Here is a 19,475-nt window from a genome sequence, read left to right as displayed (position 1 = left end):
GTCTACATGGCCTTAATGGCTTCTTCCATCTCGGTTCGGATATTGTCGGACTGAGTACCAAAGATAGCCTGCATATTCTGACCTATCACCACTACAGCCGTGGCTCCCAGCTGTTTAATGGCCTCCTGATCAACCTTGTCAGGGTTGTTAACCGTGACTCTCAAACGAGTGATGCAGGCATCCAGATTCTTGATATTTCCCTTGCCACCAAAGGCCAGAATAAGGTCCCTGGCCAGTTCACTGGATGGAACCACTTTCGCTGATAATTCTGATTCAATTTCTCGCCCGGGTGTCTTGAGGTCCAGCAGCGTGATCATAACTCTGAAGATCACATAATAGAGGACTGCGTAGATCAGTCCCAGGCCGATAATCCAGGCGGGTCTGGTGGCTATGCTGTAATAGAGGAGATAATCGATCATGCCGTTGGAAAATGACATGGCCATCTTGATGTCGAGGTAATTGGTAATGGCGTAAGCCAGTCCGGCCAGCAGCGCATGAATCACATAAAGTATCGGAGCGACAAAAAGGAATGAGAACTCTATGGGCTCGGTGATACCAGTGAGCAATGAGGTAAGCGCCGCTGACATCATAAGGCCACCGACTTTTTGTTTATTCTCAGATTTGGCGCAATGCCAGATGGCAATGGCCGCAGCAGGTAGGCCAAACATTTTGAAAAGATAGCCGCCTGCCAGAAATCCGGCAGTAGGATCACCGGCAAAGAATCGCGCGATGTCACCTCTGAAGACGTTACCTGTTGATGGATCAATGAACTCACCCATCTCTATCTGGAAGGGCACATTCCAGATATGATGTAGGCCAAATGGAATCAGGGCACGTTCAACCACACCGTAGATAAAGCCAGCCAGAACCGGGTTCTCAGTCACTGACCATTGAGAGAAGGCGTCGATAGCCTGTTGTATAGGGGGCCAGATAAAGCTGAGGAGAATGCCAAGGAAGACGGCTCCTATGGCAGTGACGATCGGAACAAAGCGCTTTCCTGCAAAGAAGCCCAGGTAATCCGGAAGTTTGATTTTGTAGTAGCGTCTGAACATCCATGAGGCCAACATACCAACAACGATCCCACCGAAAACACCGGTATCAATGGTATCTATTCCCATAACAGAACTGGGCTCAACTCCCAGTTCTGAGGCCATAACGCCCATGGTTCCCAGCATGACCACGTAGCCGACAGTTGCCGCTACTGAGGAAACACCGTCATTATCAGTTAGGCCAATAGCAGTACCAATGGCAAAGATAATGGGCAGGTTTCCGAAAACCATGCCGCCGGCCTGGGCCATGACGCTGGAGACGAGATCTGGAATAAAGTTGAAGCCCGCACTGCCGACGCCCAGCAGTATCCCTGCAACAGGCAGAACGGCTACAGGCAGCATCAGCGCCCGACCTATCTGCTGAAGTGTGCCGAATGCAGATTTGACCATTGGAGAAACTCCGGGGAGACGATTCTGATCTGAGAGCAAACCGAAGACTCGTGGATTTATGGAAGAATAGACCAAACAGCCATGAGCGTAGAAAAAAACATCTTCTTTCCTGGGTGTATTGCAAGTCCGGGCACGTGCGCCGCTGAGGGCGGCGACAGTCTAGGATGAAAGTCCTTTGACAAACTGAAGTAAAACTAACAGAGCCTTCCTATTGAATCTCTCAGGCGCAGCTCGCCCTCAAAATGGGTGCTTTCCGGCCTGCTAAAACCCTCCTCCCGTAGTCGGTTCATCAAGAGTTCTCCGGCAACTCTGGCCATCTCTGTCATTGGAAAATGCAATGCAGTGACATGTGGAGTCAGGAAAGTACAAAGGTCCACACTGTCATAACTGATGAGAGAAACGTCTTCGGGCACACGGATGTTGTTTTCACGAAAGGCGTCCATACAACCTGCCGCCATCTCTTCGCTGCAAGCAAATACAGCAGTAAAAGGTTTGCCGGTTGTGAGTAGTTGCCTGGTGCCTTCGTATCCGGCTTGTCTCGTATAGTTGCCTTCAGTGATCAGGTCCATATCCAGGGCAATATCATGCCGGGTAAGGGCATTGGCATAACCCTGGAAACGTTCTTTTGCTTTTGACTTGGCGAGTTTTCCGGCCAGACAGGCAATACAGGTGTGGCCATTTTTCAGAAGCAGTTCTACGGTGTTGTCGCTGGCTTTGATGTGATCAAAGGTGACGCAGCGGTCGGCCAGGACATCGACGTAACGATCCAGAAGTACAAAGGGCGGAGCGGTTTCTGCAATGTTAATCAGCTCATCATCACCCAGGTAACGGACGTGCAGCAGTAATCCGTCAACCCGCATGTTGATCAGGTGGTCGATAGCGGCACGCTCGCTTTCAGCACTGTGCTTGCCCTGGGTGACGATCATCACTTTACCTGCAGAGTCTGCGACCTGCTGAACCTCTGCCATAAGGTCACCAAAAAAAACACCCCGGAAGGACGAGACCATCAAGCCGATGGTATTGGTGGTATTGCTCGCCAGTGACTGGGCAACAGGATTTGGATGATAATTCAGTTCGTCGATGGCGGACTCTACTCTCAGACGAGTTGTCTCCTTTACCTGTCCGGTGTTGTTCAGTACCCTGGATACCGTAGCGCGGGATACTTTGGCTCGCTCAGCGACATCTTTAATGGTTGCCATTATTGCTTCTGATCGACTTTTTTGTGAAGTGTTATCAACTCCTGAACCATTTCCCGGGCCAGCATGGATGTCATTAAATGGTCCTCAGAAAATGTTTCAAGGTAAAGATAGTCAGGACACCGGTCTGCGCTGTGTGTTTTTAGATGTAACCGGTTTTATCGACCGGCCTCATAATGGTTGATCTAAGTCAAAAAACCAAATTATGGACTTCGTCGATGAGAATCAGGTCAACAACAAACAGATGTCTGGTATTAGGAAAACACAAAAACACACTTATTTTCTTGATCTATCCTTTCTCTCTGTAGGTCAGAAGACAGGGATAGGATTATTAAACACTCACTCTTTATTGTGCTGCTGTCGCTGTTGTCTGCCATTTGTCAGGCTAAATCTTTGACAGAGCATTTTATTTTCGAGTCTAAACAGATTGTAGATTTTTCAAAACAGAGCTTTTCTATAAAGCGTGAACTGCGAACATTGTCTGACAACCCGCTAGAGATTACCGACACAGACGTTTATGAAGAACCCGATTTTCCTGCTGATAACAAACGACAAAAACCTGGCAACTACAGGGCAAAAACAATCATTACTCTAAGCTCAACCCCTTATTCATGGTTATCTGTAGAAATGATTGTCACTGTCAGTTGGCTTTTGAAAGGCTATTGGAACATAGATTCACCGCTGTTTAACCCGATTGAACAACAAGAGGCGGCATTTATGTTTGGCTCAGAACAGGATCAGCAACAACACCAGCCATCAGAACCATCCAGCCAGCAAGGACCACCAGTCAACCGCCACCGAACAGTTTCTTTCATCCGCCCCCGGGATACTGACTACAGTGACGGGAACGGAGGCTCTGAACGACACCAGCATTCGTTGGGTTTAAATTGTTTTGTCCAGCCCTGTCATGGCGTCTGTCGATTTCGACAATTTTCCGATTCATTGGTTAGCGGAGTGCAGAATTGTGAAGAAAGTTCGACAGACAGCACTGTAGCAACACCCGAACACAGCTTATGCAACCATTTGACCAATGCACACTGTTATCGTTGCAACTTGATAGACGGGGTCGCCTTAGACGGGGTCGCCTTAGACGGGGTCGCCTCAGATTCAATGGCAGCAGGAACAGCTAATACAATTGACCCTGACTGGCAAGTAACCTGCAACGTGATCCTGGTTGGAGAGGATGGTCAACTGCGGCAATGCGGGAAGGTCCTCAAGAATAACAAAGCGCTTTTAAGTCACAAACGCAGCATTCACAGCGGGGAAAAAACTTGTAATGCAATCAGGGTTGGGAAGGATGGCCAGCCACAGCCATGTGGAACGGTCTGCAAGAATGCAAAAGCTCTATTCGATCACAAAAGAGGAATCCACTCCGGGCCACAAACCTGTGATGTATCAGTAGCCGGGGAGGATGGACAGCGGCAGTCATGCGGGATGGTCTGCAAGAGTGCTACAGCCCTGGCGTATCACAAAAGATTAATTCACTCCGGGCAACAAACCTGCAATGCGATTGTGGTTGGGGAGGATGGCCTGCATCGACCATGCGGGAGGACCTACAAGAATGCTAAAGGCCTGTCGTCACACAAAAGCCAATACCATACCGGGCAAAAGACCTGTGACGCCACAGTAGTCGGGAAGGATGGCCAGCCGCAGCCATGCGGAGTAGTCTGCAAGAATAGTCAAGCCCTGGCGAATCACAAAGTCACATACCATAGCGGGCAAAAAACCTGTGATGTAACAATAGTCTGGGAGGACGGCCAGCCACGGCCATGCGGAATGGTTTGCAAGAATGCTAAAGCCATGTGGAGTCACAAAGTCAAAGTACACAGTGGGCAAAAAACCTGTGACGAAATCGTGGTCGGAGAAGATGGGCATCCACAGACATGTGGGAGAGTCTGCGAAAATGCCGGAATCCTGTTGTCTCACAAAAACAGAAGCCATAGCGGACAAAAAATCTGTAACCTGAGAGAGTTCGGGGAGGATGGTCAGCAGCGGTCATGCGGGGCTGTCTGCAATAATGCTCAAGCCTTGTCGATCCACAAAAGAATACATCGAAAACGCAAGCCCGTTGATATGGACCAGAAAGATAACCTCAGACCTTAATTTGTTTCTCCGCTCTTTCAGAGTGTGTCGCATGTCAGGCTTGGATGGACGGGTAAGTGTAAACCGAAGTTTTATTGATGTAGGTCAAGGTTTTGATAGTGGCTAGTACGTATTATGGAATCACTCAGGCAATCAAGAAAAATAATAAAAAGCGCCAGAGAATTAAGGACATAAAAAAAAGAAGCGGGAGCCAGTGACAAGCCAGCCGATCAAATACCCGGGTTTGAGGGGACCACGGGTATTTTTTTATGGGTAAAAAAACTGCCCGGAGTTCATTCTTTCTGTAATAAAATCGTCAGTGAAAAATTGTTTCTGACCCCCATGGCTGTTTACTATGGAACCATGGGTTTTTGTCCCGTGGGACCGAAGACGTTTTAATACCATCTCAAGGTTTTTTTTCAGGACTTAATGTTATGCAGATACTGATTACCGGGGGAACAGGATTTATTGGCCGACGACTGGTGGCCAGGCTTTTGTCAAGAGGGCATCGGCTGACCATTTTAAGCAGGCAGGATTCCGTGGGTGTCCAACGTCTGCTGACCCCTGAAGTGAGTTCTGTGAAGTCTTTGACGGCAGTGAATCCTTCTGTGGCTTTCGATGCCGTTATCAATCTGGCCGGTGAGGGGGTAATGGATAAACGTTGGACACCCTCGAGAAAAACACAGTTGCTCGATAGCCGGGTCGCCCTGACTTCAGAACTGGTTGACCTGATTGAACGAATGGAAAACCGACCAGGCTGCCTGATCAGTGGCTCTGCCATCGGGTTTTATGGTGGCAGGGATGATGCGGCCCGTCTGGACGAGTCTTCCGGCGCAGGAGACGACTTTGCTTCAGGGCTCTGTGTGCGCTGGGAACAGGCTGCCGAGCGTGCCAAAGGTCTGGGGGTACGGGTTTGTCTGGTCAGAACTGGCGTTGTGTTACACCCCGAAGGAGGTGCGTTGCATGAAATGATGACTCCTTTTCGTTTAGGGATTGGAGGTCCGCTGGGTTCTGGCCAACAGATGATGTCGTGGATTCACATGGAAGATATGGTGAATGCGCTGCTGTTTTTGTTGGAGAATGAATCAGCTGAGGGTGCTTTTAATGCCACCGCCCCTGAAGCGGTCAGCAATAAAGACTTTGCGATGGCTCTGGCTGGTACTCTCAATCGTCCCGCCTTGTTGAAAATGCCAGCAAGGGTTCTGAAGTGGATGTTGGGGGAATCTTCTGAAATGGTATTGAAAGGCCAGAATGTTTATCCAGAGCGTCTAATGGCTGAAGGCTATCAGTTCACCTATCCACAATTGAAACCGGCACTGACGCAGTTGATCAGAGCATAGCGTGAAAAAATGCTCTAAAAGTGCCGTTTACTTCGTCGTTTTATAATAAAATGACCCTCTTTTAAGTACTGACAGCCATAAGCAACAGGATATTTTTCTATTTCCTGATGATGGAAAAACGTTCAAAGTAACTGCCAAGACTAATCGCCTCTGTTTGACTTCACGCAATGGATGAAAAGGAAGCAGGGTAAAGCAAGAGTGAAACTGTGCAGAGGCTCTGATGGAGAAGAAATCCTGCATAATACGGACTATAGAAGCATGCCCCAGGCACTGAAAATACAGAATCTTAGAAAACAATACGACAATGGATTTCAAGCCCTGAAAGGGATTGATCTCTCAGTTGAAGAAGGCGATTTTTACGCCCTGCTGGGACCCAATGGTGCTGGCAAATCAACCACTATTGGTATTATTTCATCATTGGTTCGCAAGACTTCAGGCGAGGTTTCAATATTCGGGCACGATATTGATACTGACCTTGTCAAGGCCAAGCGGATGCTGGGCGTCGTTCCCCAGGAGTTCAACTTCAACCAGTTTGAAAAAGTTGAAGATATCATTGTGACGCAGGCCGGCTATTACGGCATATCGGCAAAAGAAGCCGGCAAACGTGCCGAGAAGTATCTCAAGCAGCTGGGCCTGTGGGATAAACGACACAATGTCTCAAGAATGTTGTCCGGTGGTATGAAGCGACGTTTGATGATTGTCAGAGCCCTGATTCATCAGCCAAAACTACTGATTCTTGATGAACCGACCGCCGGAGTTGATATTGAACTTCGTCGCTCTCTCTGGGATTTTCTCAGGGAGATCAACGAGCAGGGCACCACGATTATCCTGACTACTCATTACCTTGAGGAAGCCGAGCAGCTCTGCCGCAATATCGGCATCATTGACAGTGGCAGGATCGTCGAGAACACCAGCACCAAGGCTCTGCTGGGCAAACTGCAACAAGAAAGTTTTGTGCTGGATCTGAAACAGCCGATTGGAGATCTGCCGACCCTTGCGGATTATATTGTCAAGAAGTTGGATAACCACAGTATTGAAGTTGAGGTCGGCAAGCACCAGGGGGTTAATGACCTGTTCCGGCAGCTGAGTGAATATCAAATTGAAGTGGCCAGTATGAGAAACAAGTCCAACCGTCTTGAGGAGTTGTTTGTCAGTCTGACTTCGGATGCTTTAGCGGCTTCAGGACAAACAAAGGACAGCGCGGCCGTGAAGGGAGGAAGTGCACAGTGAGTGAGTGGAAATATAACCTGGTTGCATTTAATACGATCTTCACTAAAGAAATTCGTCGTTTCATGCGGATCTGGCCACAGACGCTATTGCCACCGGCGATGACCATGTCTTTGTATTTCGTTATTTTTGGTGCTGTTATTGGCTCCAGAGTGGGCGAGATGGGTGGCTTTGATTATATGACCTTTGTCGTACCGGGTCTGGTCATGATGGCGGTGATTACCAACAGCTTCACTAATGTGGCTTCCAGCTTTTTCAGTAACAAGTTTCAGAAGTGTGTTGAAGAGTTGCTGGTGTCACCCGTACCGAACTGGGTGATTCTGGCCGGTTACACCATGGGTGGTGTTGTCAGGGGGGTCTACGTAGGTGTTCTGGTTATGCTACTGGGCGCTTTCTTCGTAGAACTACAGGTACATCATATTCTTATTACCCTGCTGGCTGTTTTCCTGACTGCAACTCTGTTTGCACTGGGTGGTTTCATCAATGCAGTGTTTGCCAGAAAGTTTGACGATGTGGCCATCATCCCGACCTTCGTACTGACGCCTCTTACTTACCTGGGAGGTGTTTTCTACTCGATAGACGTGCTTCCAGAGCCATTTCGATCCATCTCGCTGCTGAATCCTATCCTGTATCAGGTGAATGCCTTTCGATATGGAATCCTGGGACAGGACAGTGGTATCAGTTTAGGTTGGGCTTTTGTTGTGATGGTTCTGGCTATCGTAATACTGGCCGCCTGGGCTCTCCACCTTCTGCGAGTGGGCAAAGGCCTTCGAAACTGAATTTGAAGCGAGGCTTTCCAGGCCTCGTTTTTTCCAGAGGATACTGATCTGGCCGGGTTGCCGGGCAAACAGGATTGGGTCAAGTGAAGTTATGAGTGAATTAGTGAATGCTTCCCCGCTGGGGAAAAACAGTGAGTATCAGGCGGAGTATAATCCGGAAGTTTTGTTCCCTATTCCCCGCAGGGAGAAGCAGTTGGAGTTGGGGCTGGACCCCGATAACCTCCCTTTTGCAGGCAGTGATGTCTGGTTTGGTTATGAGCTGTCCTGGCTTGACGCCAAGGGTAAGCCGTTGGCAATGATCGGTCGCTTTGAGCTGCCCTGCCAGTCTCCCTGCCTGATTGAATCCAAGTCCTTCAAGCTTTATCTGAACTCATTCAACCAGACTCAGTTTGATTCTGTGGCACAGGTTCAGGCGGTTATGGAAAAGGATCTCAGCCAGGCTGCAGGTGCGCCGGTCAGAGTAAAGCTGATGACGATTGCTGAAATGGAAGCTTTCGGATTCAAATCGGCTCCCGGCACCGGAGTGGATGAGCTGGATGTGGTTATTGATTGCTATGACTATACACCTGATCTTTTGCAAAAGGCTGAAGGCATTCGGGAAGAAACTATCCATTCTCATCTGCTGAAGTCCAACTGTCCTGTGACCGGGCAGCCAGACTGGGGAACTGTGGTTGTTCAATATAAGGGAGAAGCCATTAGTCATGAGTCGTTTCTGAAGTTTATCTGTTCATTCCGTGGGCATCAGGAATTTCATGAGCAATGTGTGGAAAGAGTATTCACAGAAATACAGGCCCGTTTCAAAATGGAGTCCCTGACCGTCTATGCCCGCTATGTACGCCGGGGGGGGCTGGATATTAACCCATGGCGCAGCACTGATCAGGCCGGGCAGGATGATGGGCGTCTGATCAGGCAATAAAGTCAGGTTTTGAGTTGCAAGATCAGTAAGTTGGTCCATATATATTCTTTGGTATATGGAGGTTCTCTACCGATATGAAAAAATATATAGCTCTTACTGCTCTTTGTCTTTCCTGTAAAAGTTTTGCCGCAGGCTATGTTATCCGCAGTCCTTATGACTATCATTCAGTGGCTAGTTTAATACTTTTATCAAACGGCTGGGGTATTCTCTGGTTGTCCAGCAGACAACAGTTTCTTCCTTATCTGGTGCAGGGCTACCCAGCTCCAACAAACTTCTTCCCCAGCCATATCGGTATTGTGATTCGAGGCTGCGTCCACTATACAGAGGTACTGGATTACTTCTCCCCATAGCTCAGTCGATCTGACACAGTTGACCTGTAACTCCGCCAAGGGCAAATAACGGCTCCCCGACACCGGGAGCCAGCAAAAACCTGGCAGGAGAGGCCACTTCGTTTGCTTGTGACTCAACTCTAAACAGGCCGCATGGGGATAATGTAATCTTCCCAATCCTCTTCAGGCACCGAGGTTTCTGATTGCGCAAAGGCCCTGACGGAAATGCCAGCCAGGTGAACGCTGTTCGGGTTTCCCGATATCAGAGGGTGCCAGTCGAAGAGCGATTTACCTTCGGCCAGGAGTCGGTAGGCACAGGTGTCTGGCAACCAGTGAAAATGAGGTATATCACCGGCTGTAAGTTTCAGGCATTGAGGAACCTTTTCCTTTCGGTGTTCATAGTCTGAACACCGGCAGCTGTGAATATCCAGCAGCTGGCAGGCCAGAGAGGTGTTGTGAACCTCTCCTGTCTCCTCATCTTCGAGTTTTTGCAGGCAGCAGCGACCACAGCCATCGCAAAGACTCTCCCATTCTTCAGGGGTCATCTGTTCGAGAGATTGGGTCTGCCAGAAAGGTGTTGTCATATCGCAATGCCGACTATTTACAGTGTCGTGTGACTGGGAAACTAACGGACTAATGCTCATCAAGCAACTCCAGTTCCTGACAGTTCTGATAAACATCAGGAGCAACATCTGATAATAAAGTGTCCCGTTTTTTTAACTGCTCTATTTTACTGCATGCCCGTTGCCTCCATCCTTCCAGTATGTAGTCAGCGATATCGATTTTGGCTTTTTTAAGGACGGTCACCGTATGCGTAAGCTCCATTTCATCCCCATACTCGTCGAGTAAGTTCAGAATTTCGGTGCCAAAAATTTCTGTCTGGTTTAGCTTTGACCACAAACTGTCAAACGCCTGTTTTTCTCTTTTGCTGTCTGGCAGGTTAATGCTTTGTGCTTCTGTTTCACTCACCGTGTCACAGGCTTCAGCGTCTCCGGGTTGAATGTTGTCCAGGTATTGGGACAGCGATTCTTTAATCTCATCGGGGCACTCGCTACCTGATGCTTCGACTTTTTCTCTCAGTTGGCAAAACAGGGGGGCAGGCAGTCTCTCTTTATGATGGTCAAGGGATCTCCAGGTGATGGGTTTGATGGTCATTCCTCTCCTGACCAGAAGAATCAGAACATGAACAGGTATCGGATTGAAGGGGGCTGCTGTCAACGCACCTTCTGCCCTCAGCTCTCTGTTTGCGGCCAGTTTGGCTTTACGTCTTTGGATGTATACCGGGCAATCGGGTTTTAAACGCTTTTGCCACTCATCTGCTGTCAGATAATAACGTTCAGACATCTCAGTGATTTTCAAAAAAATCCTGAGTTGCTCCTCTGTCCAGTTGCTGATTTCTATTTTTTCATCCCGTATTTTCAGCAGTGGCATGGGGAAACGGTAGGTCTGAACACCGTCAACCTCAACCTCAAGCCGCTGCCCTTTGATGGTAAAAGACATCTCGTTGAGGTTTTGCATCAGCACAGCGATATAGCTCAGGGCCAACTGCTTTCCTGACTGGATATGTCCAGAGACAGTTATCTCAACATTGTTGTTATCGGTTGAACGCATCCCGGACAGAAAGTGATCGGGGATATCCTGATCCCAGGGCAGAAGACTATGGGTTTTGAGTAAGGCTTCAAACAGTATCTGGATGCCTTTTTTGGTGATTTCATGGGTTTTTAGTTGCAGGCAGGCTTCAAGCAGCCGTTTTAAATATTGAGAGGAATGCTCTTTGCTGAGTTTTTGCAGGGCGCTCAAAGAAGGAAACAGATCGAATACAGCCCGGGCATGGCTGGCATCCAGAAAACGCAGTTGATCATCCTTTGTTAAGGGTTGCAGGATTTCCCAGTAGAGTCTTTTCATAGAGTCGTGTTTCAGCACGCCCGATAGTTGTTGCAACCGGGTTGAGAGCTGTTGCCATTGGTTTTTACCCGGCAATGACATCAGCCGCTTGACAAAGTAGACATAACGCTCTCTGTATTCATCTGAAGAAAACAAAGCCATTGTCTTCTTTAACACGTGCAAAGGCGTGGTTTTACCCGAATGACGCCACAAAAAAATCCGGTTCCGTTGATTAGCTTTAAGATAGTTCCTGACGCCTTTCCCTCCATAAGAAGACAGAAGCCTTATTAATGATTTCAGCATCAGAGCGGGTTTAGTCTTTTCACGGTGGTGAAATTGTTTTAAAACCGCCCAGTTGATTAACCAGTCTGGTTTAGGGGTGGAAAGATAAAGGGAAACTGTTTTTAGCTGGCGATTGAATTTGTCATTCTCTTCATTATCCAGGTTGTCATCCAAGCCGCTATTTTCTTCAGTAGATTCTGTCAACAGCCACTGCTTCAGTTGTGCTTCCTGGTGTTTCAGCTCTTCAATAGCAGGTAGCCCTTCTGATGCCCAGAGTCTGGCCATAATTTGCAATAACAGATGGTTGGGTGCCCCCCCGCAGCTTATCCAGTTCATCACTTTTTTCACTGGCCCATGTTTGGGCACGCCCTGGCCATAATTTATGGACGAGAAGGCACGGAACCGCTCCTTACTGAACTCGCCATCCTGGTCTTTCCACTCCGGCCAGCCAAGCACTTTTTTCACTTGCTCATATCTGGGCATGCCCCGGCTAAAATTCATGGAAGAAAATGCGCGGAGCCGCTCCATACTGAACTCGCCATACTTATCTTTCCATTCCGGCCAGTTCAGAACCTCTTTCACTTCCTCCTCATGTTCAGGCAAGCCTCTGGAATGAATCATGGACGAGAAGGTGCGGAGTCGCTCCATACTGAACTCGCCATACTTATCTTTCCACACCTGCCAGCCCAGAACCTCTTTCACTTCCTCCTCATGTTCAGGCATGCCTTTGCCACCATTCATGGATGAGAAAGCGCGGAACAGCTCCATATTGAACGCGCCATCCTTGTCTTTCCATACCTGCCAGCCCAGCACCACCTTCACTTCCTTGTGTTTGGGCATACCTTTTTTGGTTAACATAGACGAGAAAGAGCGGAATAAATCCATATTGAATTGGCCATCCTCATCTCTCCATTCCGGCCAGTCCAGCATTGCTTTTAATTTTTTATGTTCCTCATGTTTGGGCATGCCTTTGCAACTATTCAGGGACGAGAAAGCGCGGAACAGCTCCATATTGAACTCGCCATCCCTGTCTTTCCATTCCGGCCAGGCCAGCACCTCTTCCACTTCCTTTTTTTTGAGCATGCCTTTGCCACCATTCATGGATGAGAAAGCGCGAAACAGCTCCATATTGAACTCGCCATCCTTGTCTTTCCATTCCGGCCAGTCAAGGATCTCTTCCACTGCCTCATGTTTAAGCATGCCTTTGGAACTATTCAGGGACGAGAAGGCGCGGAACAGCTCCATATTGAACTTTCCATACTTGTCTTTCCATTCCGGCCAGCCCAATATTTCTTTCACTTTCTCATAGTTGAGCTTTCCTTTGCCATGATTCATGGATGAGAAGCAGCGGAACAACTTTATATTGAATTGGCCATCCTTGTCTTTCCACTCCGACCAGCCGAGCACCTCTTCCACATCCTTATGCTCGGGCAAGCCTTTTGTGTTGTACATGGACGAGAAAGACTGGAACCGTTCCCTATCGAACTCGCCATTCTGGTCTTTCCATTCCGGCCAGCCCAGCACTTCTTCCACTTCCTCTTGTCTGGGTATGCCTTTGCTATTGTTCATGGAAGAGAGGGAAGTCAATAAATCCAAACCCGCCAAATATTCGAGTTCATCCTGGCTACGTTGTGCAAAGCTACGGATATATTTTCTGACATTATGTAGCATGCTGGTCAGCATGCCGGTATTTTTGACGTTTTCAGGAAGATGCCCAAAAAACGCAGTGGCATTATCGAAGAAATCATTAAAAGACTCTCTCTCTACGAAACCAAGCAGCTTATAAAAAGTGTGCTTGACGGTGATGTTTTTTTTCTTGAATACCTCAATCAAAGTTTGCACTTTCTCCAGATCTTCCTTGCTTAATTTGTATTTGATGTTTTCTTTTACTTTTTCTAATGGGTCGTCGGGGGTCTGAGTGTCTGCCGGTTTACTTTTTTTGGCCGGTGGTGCAGCGGCTGCTTGTGAAATCTTTCTCTTTCTACCCGCGTCCTTCTTTTTTTTCTGAGTGGGTTCTGATGAATCTGGCTCTGTTTCATGGTGGGCTGGTCTTGCCCTCTTTTTGCCGTGAGTGCCCGACAGGCACTGGTTGCATAAAAATGCTGAAGCTGCTGTCTCATTAGCTACACGTCTTAATTCCTGTTGAGTCAGCGCCTTGTCACACTTCGAACAATTGACAGCGGCTTTTCCGGTATCCTGCTGAGCTGAGGGGCCCGGTGGCTCGTCGCCTCCACGATCGCTGCCGTCTATTGAACCGGTTCTCTGGTTACGGGCAGCGACTCGGCTCCTCTGGCTGTTCTGAGCTGTGGTCGCAGTTGTTGGTTCTTTGGTCGTTCGGGAGGTTTGATTCTTGTCGCCGGAAGCCGCCTGTCGGCCAGAATATTTGCCAGAAATGATTTCACAGTAAACACTGAGTTCCTGACCATTCTCTGCCAGCCATGACTGAACCAGCCCCGTTTGAAACCCGGCAGGGCCTGACCTTTCCAGATCAAGAAGGTCGGCTTTAATTACCATGATCCGGTCTGACATAATCCGGGCCAGCGTTGTTTGGCCCGTCATAGTAGCCCATAGTCGTTTTATTCGTAATACTCTAAGCAGTTGTCTTTTTTGTTGCTGGCATTTTTGAACAGGATCAGGAACAAGGATAAGGTCAGGCTGGGGTTCCGGGTCAGAATTCCAGTTGTTTCCATCAGGTGGCTTATCGCCATCATCTCCCCCGGCAGCATCCATGGCGATGGGCGTGTTGGTCGTCTTCTCAGGCGCTTCAGGGGACCAGGTCACCCGATCAATGCGGCGTGTTTGTTTTATTGGCCAATCGGGTAGGAGAGGCAGTTGAAGCGACTCAGGAGGACTGATATTTGGCAGTAGCTGAAGCAAACTGAAAGCGAACAGCATAAACCCGACCGGAAAAGGGTCGGGCTGTTCAGGTTTAGCCAGCTTATTGGCATATAAGGAATGTGCTGGCAGCGGACTTGAGCCGGTGAGCCCCATCGCAAGCAGCGATTCCCAAAACACCATCGTCACTAGCAGAAGCAGTGATCGGGTTACCGAGCAGACAATTTTGTTTTTTTGTGAGCGTCTCATAGACCCTGGCGAACTGGTTGCCATTTGCACGAGTCTGTATAGCACTGCACTGGCTATAACGCCATTAACGGAGTTGACGAATATTTCTGAGTCAACTCTGTCTGCAACCTTGTTTTTGCAGTTTGTGGTGGTACCCACTGGCTTGCCTGAATGTCAGGGCTCAGGACAAACCGGGCTCTATACCCTTGTTTTCACAGCGGGTCGTTAAAGCTCAGCAGTTCTTCAGGAAGGTGTTGAATGTAAGTACCTAACCAGTTGGTTTCGCATATTCTGGACGGCGGCTTTTTCCACCCTTCTGCGTTCCAACTCTGGTTGCGTAGCTAAGGCTACGCGCCCGTCGTTGCGCCTTGAAGGATGAAAAAATCCACTCGCCAGAATATGCGAAACCAACTGGCCAGGTACTTAGTCTTCTTCGGCTGGGGGCATCTGCAGGTAAAACCCCTTTTCCTGAATCCCGGTCATCACTTTTTCAATGTCTGCCCTGGCCAGTTTGCGCTCAGGTGTCAGCAGAATATCCATCACATGGGTAGCTTTGCCGAAAGCCTGATGAAGGGCTTCAGGGACTTTCTTCAGTTGATCACGCTTGTCAACGTAAAGGTACATCTCGTTGCGTTTGCTGCTTTTGAAAATGGAAGCAAGAATTTTAGACATAATATTAATACTATCTTGAATTTGCCTGGAGTCTGGGAAGTAATTATCTCTGGTTCTCTTTGTACTCTTTCATAGCCAGAATCAGGGGTTCGGCAATTTCCCGTTGTCGCCAGCCTTTAATGCTCTCTGGCATCGAAAAACGGCCACTGTTTTGCCACTGACGTAAGAGTGCGTTAGACATTTTTCCCGGGAATAACAGCTCTGCAGGTACATTCAGCTCATCTGATTTGTGAGTCACCCAGGCCTTGATCAGTTTGCCATAGTCGCGGGCGGCTTTCGGCAGGGGGGCAGGGAGCTGTTCCGGATAGTCAGCTTCCGGACTGTCTTTGGCCTGTTTGACCAGGTTCAGAATAATCCCGCCGTATTTTCGAAGCGTTTTGGGTTTCATATCCTGAATGGAAGAGAGTGAACGTATATTCTCCGGCATATAACGGGCAATTGGCCACAGGCTTCCCTTGGGGATGACCCGGTTGCGCGGGGTATTGGTTTTTCGGGCTTCCAGTTCACGGTATTCACAGATCTTCTGTAAAACCGCCAGTTGTTGAGGCTGCAATTGCCAGGCACGCTTAACATCTTTCCAGATTTCGCCGGGGACCGGAAACAATGGCGAGCTGAGCAAGGTGTCACAATCCTCGTTAAGCCATTGCAACTGAGGCTTGCCTTTCATTTTTTCGAGTAATAGCTCATAAGCTTCCAGCAGGTGAACGACATCGAGCGTGGCATAGCTGATCTGGGCTTCAGTCAGTGGTCGCTGAAGCCAGTCTGAGCGAGTGGCATCCTTGGGCAGGTCCACTTCCAGAAGCGCCTTTAGCAAGTTTTGGTAGCTTAATGAATGTCCCAGTCCTGCATAGGCCGCAGCAAGCTGTGTATCCAGCAATGCAACTGGGCGGCAGCCGGTGAGAATATTGAAAACTTCGAGATCTTCTCCGCAGGCGTGAAGGACTTTGATGACAGATTTGGATTGCAGAACCCGGCCAAAGGAAGCCCAGTCCTGAACACTGAGTGGGTCAATCAGGAAAACTCTGTCACCGGTACCCACCTGAATCAGTCCGGGAATAGGGTAAAAGGTATCAGTGCGAATAAACTCTGTGTCCAGTGCAATGGCATCCAGCTCAAGCCACTGCTGGCAGTAATGGTTAAGGCTTTCGCTGTCGAGGACCCAGATGGGGTCAGGATGTTCAATAGGCATATAAGCAGCTGGATTAGAAATAAAAGCCTATTATAAGGAGCTTGTCTCTGAAGCCAAAACAATATTCTCCAGGGCTTGATGAGAAAGTCAGTAAATTCGTGGACAAGATGGCTCAGATACTCTCATCCCCCATGAAGAAGCTGAAACGTATATCCTCAATCGAATTAAACAATAATTATGAACATTTACAGGATCAAGAAGGCCAGAGCAGACATGCATCATTGGCTTGACTAAGTGTGTATTCGTAATCCTGAAGCAGAAGTGCTTTCGTAATAAAAAGGCCCGCATCAGCGAGCCTTGTGGAGTGAGTGGGTGCGATAAAAAAGAAACCCTGTCAGCGATGGGATTGCAGCGACTGAATTCGATCTTCAAGAGGAGGGTGGCTGGAGAACAGTGCGGCCAGGCCACCCTGACCGTTCTTGCGAATACCGAAGGCCGTCATGGTGGCAGGCATCGCACTGGGTGCGTCGTATTCAGCTCTCAGTCTTTCCAGAGCGGCAATCATATCACCACGACCTGCGAGCTCGGCACCGGCTTCATCGGCACGGAATTCTCGCTTGCGGGAGAACCACATCACGATGGCGCTGGCGGCAATACCCAGAACAATCTCGGCAATAAAGCTGACAACATAAAAGCCAATACCCGGGCCACTGTTTTCTTCATCACGACGGAGGAAGCTGTCTACGGCATAGCCGATGATACGTGCAAAGAACATCACGAAGGTGTTCACAACACCCTGAATCAGCGCCAGCGTCACCATGTCACCGTTAGCAACGTGACCTATTTCGTGACCAATAACGGCTCTTGCTTCCCTCGGGCTGAAACGATCCAATAATCCCTGACTCACGGCAACCAGTGAGGCGTTTTTGTTCCAGCCGGTGGCAAAAGCATTGGTTTCCGGGGATGGGAAAATACCCACTTCCGGCATGCCAATGCCCGCTTTTTCAGACAGCTCTTTGACCGTATCCATCAACCAGCGCTCCTGGGCTGTTCGGGGCTGATCGATAACCTGGGTGCCTGTGCCCATCTTGGCCATGGTTTTGGAAAGGAGCAGAGAAACCAATGAACCGGCAAAACCGAAAACGGCACAGAAAGCCAGCAGTGACTTCATATCGAGTCCCTGGGCTGTGACATAGCTACCCACGCCAAGGATGTTAAGCGTGATGCTGGCGACTGCGATGACAGCAAGGTTAGTTGCAAGAAATAGCAGAATTCTTTTCATTACCGAATGGTTGCCTTTGTTAGTTGGATAGTTGGACTATGGAGGCGTTGAGTCCGGATTTCAATCCTCAGCCCGTCACATTTAACAATGTTTACACTCCTTCAGGCTTTGCAGGCGAAAAAGTGCTGGCAGAGCAGGTTCAGCTGGTGGGTGGTCCCGGATTTTAATGTTTCACGAAACTGCCAGCCCAGAGTCCTCTGTTTCTGAAGCATCGGTTCTGGCAGGTCTTCCAATTCGGTTTTCAGGCTTGGCATACCGAGCCTGAGGAAACTTTTTTCAGTCAGAACCACCTGGTCCAGCCCTTCCAGCCGAACTCTTTCGGAGTAGTGTATGTAGCCTTCTCTGGCCAGCCAGAGAAAACTGTCAAAGCAGGCCTGGTGTCGCTTGCCGGGTAATCCGAATTCATCCACGGGCACGGGCGTAATGATGTCGTCGACGTACAGAGAGGTCAGCCGCGGGAAGACATTGTAGAGATGTACCAGTGTCTTGGCACAATCATGAAAAAAGTCGTCGATGTGGATGTCAGCCATGTTCAGAATGTGAGTGTCCGGAATTCAGTAATCGGTAGCAAATGGGCCGTTGAGTCACGGCCAGGATTATGATTGTTTGTATCGGCTCAGGAATCGTTCAAGTTTATCGCCCACCATCTCCAGATCTTCAACCCGGGGCAGGGTAATTATCCTGAGATGGTCCGGGTCCGGCCAGTTGAAGGCACGACCCTGTACGAGCAGAATTTTTTCCTGAATCAGCAGGTCGAGTACCAGCTGTTCATCGTCGTGAATCGGATACTTTTTCGGGTCCAGTTTCGGGAACACGTAAAGGGCTCCCCTGGGTTTGACACAGCTGACACCGGGTATCTGATTCAGGCGCTCGTAGATCACATCTCTCTGTGCCAGGAGTCTGCCGCCGGGAAGAACGAGGTCATTGATGCTCTGGTAACCCCCCAGTGCCGTTTGAATAGCATGCTGGGCAGGAACGTTGGAACACAGACGCATGGAGGCCAGCATTTCCAGACCTTCCAGGTAGTCCCTGGCTTTATGTTTGGGACCACTGGCAACCATCCAGCCAGAACGAAAACCGGCTGCACGATAAGATTTGGAGAGCCCGTTGAATGAGATCATGAACACATCATCCGCCAGCGATGCCATGGCAGTGTGCTCTGTTCCATCGAAGAGGATCTTGTCGTAGATCTCGTCAGCAAAAATAATCAGGCTGTGCTGGCGGGCAATCTCAATGATTTCCTGCAGCAGCTCAGGTGGGTAAACGGCACCCGTTGGATTGTTAGGGTTGATGACAACAATGCCCCGGGTCTTGGCGGTGATTTTGCTGCGAATATCATCCAGGTCAGGGTACCAGTCAGATTGCTCGTCACAGAGGTAGTGAACCGCTCGGCCTCCTGAAAGGTTAGCCGCCGCAGTCCAGAGAGGGTAGTCCGGCGCCGGGATCAGCAATTCATCACCGTTGTTCAGTAATCCCTGCATGGCCATGACGACCAGTTCGCTGACGCCATTACCGATAAAAATGTCTTCCAGCTCGACACCGGGAAAATCTTTCTGCTGACAGTAGTGCATTACGGCCTTGCGTGCCGAAAACAAACCCTTGGAGTCGGTGTAGCCCTGGGAGTTGGGGAGGTTGAGAATGACGTCTTGAATAATCTCTTCAGGTGCATCAAAGCCAAAAGGCGCAGGGTTGCCTGTGTTCAGTTTCAGAACACGCTGGCCTTCCTCCTCCAGTCTTCTGGCTTCGCGCAATACCGGACCACGTATTTCGTAGCAGACGTTTGCCAGTTTCAGGGACTTCTCAATATCCTTCATGGGTTCTTTTCCTGTGGCCGATATAAGGCTCATTGTCTTTT

16 protein-coding genes are annotated in these 19,475 nt (G+C 49.1%); 7 read left to right on the top strand and 9 right to left on the bottom strand.

Annotated elements, in window-relative coordinates; genetic code table 11:
- Positions 1-2: 2 nt before the first annotated feature.
- Both ptsG and ACOJUO_RS00105 read right to left on the bottom strand, forming a co-directional pair.
- Entirely contained in the window at positions 3-1,439 is a 1,437-nt protein-coding gene (ptsG, locus tag ACOJUO_RS00110; protein WP_422138600.1) for a PTS glucose transporter subunit IIBC, read from the bottom strand.
- 194 nt (positions 1,440-1,633) lie between these two features.
- Positions 1,634-2,638, bottom strand: a complete 1,005-nt coding sequence (locus tag ACOJUO_RS00105) for a LacI family DNA-binding transcriptional regulator (protein ID WP_422138599.1) — start codon at positions 2,636-2,638, stop codon at positions 1,634-1,636.
- Positions 2,639-3,028: 390 nt separating this feature from the next.
- On the opposite strand from ACOJUO_RS00105, the gene ACOJUO_RS00100 reads away from it, so the two are divergent.
- From ACOJUO_RS00100 to ACOJUO_RS00075, 6 genes are all read left to right on the top strand, one after another.
- Complete coding sequence (locus tag ACOJUO_RS00100) at positions 3,029-4,738, top strand: hypothetical protein (protein WP_422138598.1); 1,710 nt, start codon at positions 3,029-3,031, stop codon at positions 4,736-4,738.
- 413 nt (positions 4,739-5,151) lie between these two features.
- A complete protein-coding gene (locus ACOJUO_RS00095; RefSeq protein ID WP_422138597.1) occupies positions 5,152-6,057 on the top strand; it encodes a TIGR01777 family oxidoreductase in 906 nt (301 codons plus the stop codon).
- A 258-nt stretch (positions 6,058-6,315) separates the two neighbouring features.
- Entirely contained in the window at positions 6,316-7,287 is a 972-nt protein-coding gene (locus ACOJUO_RS00090; RefSeq protein ID WP_422140099.1) for an ABC transporter ATP-binding protein, read from the top strand.
- A 62-nt stretch (positions 7,288-7,349) separates the two neighbouring features.
- A complete protein-coding gene (locus ACOJUO_RS00085) occupies positions 7,350-8,063 on the top strand; it encodes an ABC transporter permease (RefSeq protein ID WP_422137128.1) in 714 nt (237 codons plus the stop codon).
- Between the two features lie 91 nt (positions 8,064-8,154).
- Positions 8,155-8,979, top strand: a complete 825-nt coding sequence (gene queF / locus ACOJUO_RS00080; protein ID WP_422138596.1) for an NADPH-dependent 7-cyano-7-deazaguanine reductase QueF — start codon at positions 8,155-8,157, stop codon at positions 8,977-8,979.
- Between the two features lie 74 nt (positions 8,980-9,053).
- On the top strand, positions 9,054-9,329 hold the full coding sequence (locus ACOJUO_RS00075; protein WP_422134680.1) for a hypothetical protein: 276 nt from the start codon (positions 9,054-9,056) through the stop codon (positions 9,327-9,329).
- Positions 9,330-9,448: 119 nt separating this feature from the next.
- Here the strand turns inward: ACOJUO_RS00075 and ACOJUO_RS00070 are convergent, their stop codons facing one another.
- The gene (locus tag ACOJUO_RS00070) at positions 9,449-9,952 is read right to left on the bottom strand and encodes a YcgN family cysteine cluster protein (protein WP_422138595.1); all 504 of its coding nucleotides are present in this window, start codon (positions 9,950-9,952) and stop codon (positions 9,449-9,451) included.
- Complete coding sequence (locus tag ACOJUO_RS00065; RefSeq protein ID WP_422138594.1) at positions 9,942-14,369, bottom strand: hypothetical protein; 4,428 nt, start codon at positions 14,367-14,369, stop codon at positions 9,942-9,944. The genes ACOJUO_RS00070 and ACOJUO_RS00065 overlap by 11 nt, the downstream gene beginning before the upstream one ends.
- An 85-nt stretch (positions 14,370-14,454) precedes the next feature.
- Between ACOJUO_RS00065 and ACOJUO_RS00060 the strand changes: the two genes are divergently transcribed.
- Entirely contained in the window at positions 14,455-14,766 is a 312-nt protein-coding gene (locus ACOJUO_RS00060) for a hypothetical protein (RefSeq protein WP_422138593.1), read from the top strand.
- Positions 14,767-14,960: 194 nt separating this feature from the next.
- On the opposite strand, the gene ACOJUO_RS00055 is transcribed toward ACOJUO_RS00060, so the two are convergent.
- The 5 genes from ACOJUO_RS00055 to ACOJUO_RS00035 form a co-directional block, all read right to left on the bottom strand.
- Positions 14,961-15,209: a YcgL domain-containing protein gene (locus ACOJUO_RS00055; protein WP_422134677.1), complete on the bottom strand. Its 249-nt coding sequence runs from the start codon at positions 15,207-15,209 to the stop codon at positions 14,961-14,963.
- 43 nt (positions 15,210-15,252) lie between these two features.
- Positions 15,253-16,398 (bottom strand): ribonuclease D, encoded by a 1,146-nt coding sequence (rnd, locus tag ACOJUO_RS00050; RefSeq protein ID WP_422134676.1) that lies wholly within the window; start codon positions 16,396-16,398, stop codon positions 15,253-15,255.
- 334 nt (positions 16,399-16,732) lie between these two features.
- Complete coding sequence (gene htpX / locus ACOJUO_RS00045) at positions 16,733-17,620, bottom strand: protease HtpX (RefSeq protein ID WP_422134675.1); 888 nt, start codon at positions 17,618-17,620, stop codon at positions 16,733-16,735.
- A gap of 101 nt (positions 17,621-17,721) precedes the next feature.
- Positions 17,722-18,150 carry a hypothetical protein gene (locus ACOJUO_RS00040; RefSeq protein ID WP_422134674.1) on the bottom strand — a complete coding sequence of 143 codons (429 nt, stop codon included), beginning with the start codon at positions 18,148-18,150 and terminating at the stop codon, positions 17,722-17,724.
- 66 nt (positions 18,151-18,216) lie between these two features.
- Positions 18,217-19,434 carry a pyridoxal phosphate-dependent aminotransferase gene (locus tag ACOJUO_RS00035; RefSeq protein WP_422138592.1) on the bottom strand — a complete coding sequence of 406 codons (1,218 nt, stop codon included), beginning with the start codon at positions 19,432-19,434 and terminating at the stop codon, positions 18,217-18,219.
- Positions 19,435-19,475 lie beyond the last annotated feature (41 nt).

This window comes from Endozoicomonas sp. ALC020 (assembly GCF_049275935.1).
Classification (GTDB): Bacteria; Pseudomonadota; Gammaproteobacteria; order Pseudomonadales; family Endozoicomonadaceae; genus Endozoicomonas_A.
This window is presented reverse-complemented; position numbering and strand designations above follow the sequence as displayed.